This window comes from Pseudarthrobacter sp. NPDC055928 (assembly GCF_042270935.1).
Taxonomy (GTDB): domain Bacteria; phylum Actinomycetota; class Actinomycetes; order Actinomycetales; family Micrococcaceae; genus Arthrobacter.
In genome coordinates, this window is sequence record NZ_JBHJZH010000043.1 from 1,265 (window position 1) to 4,189 (window position 2,925).

Sequence of the window (2,925 nt, forward strand, 5' to 3'; positions counted from 1 at the left end):
AGAAGCAATTTCCAAGAATATGAACCTGGATCTGTCCGGGTGCTGGTGCTGTGGCCTTTCGGGGTTGTGGTGGTGGTGCCTGGGTGGTTTTCATGTTCTCTCGTGAATTACTCCTTGATCTTTTGTGGTCAAGTTTTTAAGAGCACACGGTGGATGCCTTGGCATTAGGAGCCGAAGAAGGACGTAGGAATCTGCGATAAGCCTGGGGGAGTCGATAACCGGACTGTGATCCCAGGGTGTCCGAATGGGGAAACCCCGCCAGGGGCGCGAGTTGCCTGGTGACCCGCATCTGAACACATAGGGTGCGTGGAGGGAACGCGGGGAAGTGAAACATCTCAGTACCCGCAGGAAGAGAAAACAATAGTGATTCCGTCAGTAGTGGCGAGCGAACGCGGATCAGGCTAAACCGTTCCATGTGTGATAGCCGGCGGGCGTTGCATGGTCGGGGTTGTGGGACTTTCCGTACTGTCTCTGCCGGGACAGTGGGGTGTGATGTGCTGGCATAGGTGAACGGTCTTGAAAGGCCGGCCGTAGAGGGTGTGAGCCCCGTAACCGAAATGTTTAGTACCGCCTGGAGAGTATCCCAAGTAGCACGGGGCCCGAGAAATCCCGTGTGAATCTGTCAGGACCACCTGATAAGCCTAAATACTCCCTAATGACCGATAGCGGACCAGTACCGTGAGGGAAAGGTGAAAAGTACCCCGGGAGGGGAGTGAAACAGTACCTGAAACCGTGTGCTTACAATCCGTCGGAGCAGCCTTGTAGCTGTGACGGCGTGCCTTTTGAAGAATGAGCCTGCGAGTTAGTGTTACGTCGCGAGGTTAACCCGTGTGGGGAAGCCGTAGCGAAAGCGAGTCTGAATAGGGCGTTGCAGTGGCGTGATCTAGACCCGAAGCGAAGTGATCTACCCATGGCCAGGTTGAAGCGACGGTAAGACGTCGTGGAGGACCGAACCCACTTCAGTTGAAAATGGAGGGGATGAGCTGTGGGTAGGGGTGAAAGGCCAATCAAACTTCGTGATAGCTGGTTCTCCCCGAAATGCATTTAGGTGCAGCGTTGCGTGTTTCTTACCGGAGGTAGAGCTACTGGATGGCTAATGGGCCCTACAAGGTTACTGACGTCAGCCAAACTCCGAATGCCGGTAAGTGAGAGCGCAGCAGTGAGACTGTGGGGGATAAGCTTCATAGTCGAGAGGGAAACAGCCCAGACCACCAACTAAGGCCCCTAAGCGTGTGCTAAGTGGGAAAGGATGTGGAGTTGCGAAGACAACCAGGAGGTTGGCTTAGAAGCAGCCATCCTTAAAAGAGTGCGTAATAGCTCACTGGTCAAGTGATTCCGCGCCGACAATGTAGCGGGGCTCAAGTACACCGCCGAAGTTGTGGCATTCAGATATTAGCTAAGCCCTTGTGGTTCAGGCGTCTGGATGGGTAGGGGAGCGTCGTGTGGGCAGTGAAGTCGCGGTGTAAACCAGCGGTGGAGCCTACACGAGTGAGAATGCAGGCATGAGTAGCGAAAGACGGGTGAGAAACCCGTCCGCCGAATGATCAAGGGTTCCAGGGTCAAGCTAATCTGCCCTGGGTAAGTCGGGACCTAAGGCGAGGCCGACAGGCGTAGTCGATGGACAACGGGTTGATATTCCCGTACCGGCGAAAAACCGCCCATGCTGAACAGGGGATACTAACTGCCCGAGACCTGCCCGATCGCCCTTGTGGTGTGAGGGTTTTGGTGGAGCGCAGGACCTGATCCTGGGAGGCAAGCGTATTAACAGGTGTGACGCAGGAAGGTAGCCAAGCCGGGCGATGGTTGTCCCGGTCTAAGGATGTAGGGCGAACGGTAGGCAAATCCGCTGTTCATGATGCCTGAGATCTGATGGGACCCCCGTTTGGGGGGATTTGGTGATCCTATGCTGCCGAGAAAAGCATCGACGCGAGGTTTTAGCCGCCCGTACCCCAAACCGACACAGGTGATCAGGTAGAGAATACTAAGGCGATCGAGAGAATTATGGTTAAGGAACTCGGCAAAATGCCCCCGTAACTTCGGGAGAAGGGGGGCCCCAACCTTGATGGACACTTGCTGTCCGGAGGGGATCGGGGCCGCAGAGACCAGGGGGAAGCGACTGTTTACTAAAAACACAGGTCCGTGCGAAGTCGCAAGACGATGTATACGGACTGACTCCTGCCCGGTGCTGGAAGGTTAAGAGGACCGGTTAGCCGCAAGGCGAAGCTGAGAATTTAAGCCCCAGTAAACGGCGGTGGTAACTATAACCATCCTAAGGTAGCGAAATTCCTTGTCGGGTAAGTTCCGACCTGCACGAATGGAGTAACGACTTCCCCGCTGTCTCAACCATAAACTCGGCGAAATTGCAGTACGAGTAAAGATGCTCGTTACGCGCAGCAGGACGGAAAGACCCCGAGACCTTTACTATAGTTTGGTATTGGTGTTCGGAGTGGCTTGTGTAGGATAGGTGGGAGACGTTGAAACCCGGACGCCAGTTCGGGTGGAGTCATCGTTGAAATACCACTCTGGTCACTTTGGACATCTAACTTCGGCCCGTAATCCGGGTCAGGGACAGTGCCTGATGGGTAGTTTAACTGGGGCGGTTGCCTCCTAAAAAGTAACGGAGGCGCCCAAAGGTTCCCTCAGCCTGGTTGGCAATCAGGTGTCGAGTGTAAGTGCACAAGGGAGCTTGACTGTGAGAGAGACATCTCGAGCAGGGACGAAAGTCGGGACTAGTGATCCGGCGGTACATTGTGGAATGGCCGTCGCTCAACGGATAAAAGGTACCTCGGGGATAACAGGCTGATCTTGCCCAAGAGTCCATATCGACGGCATGGTTTGGCACCTCGATGTCGGCTCGTCGCATCCTGGGGCTGGAGTAGGTCCCAAGGGTTGGGCTGTTCGCCCATTAAAGCGGTACGCGAGCTG

The 2,925-nt window shown here is 55.0% G+C and carries 1 rRNA gene; it reads left to right on the top strand.

Going from position 1 to position 2,925, the window contains the following annotated elements:
• Positions 1–126: 126 nt before the first annotated feature.
• Positions 127–2,925: ribosomal RNA gene (locus ACFC25_RS22645) — 23S ribosomal RNA — on the top strand; the annotation flags it as partial.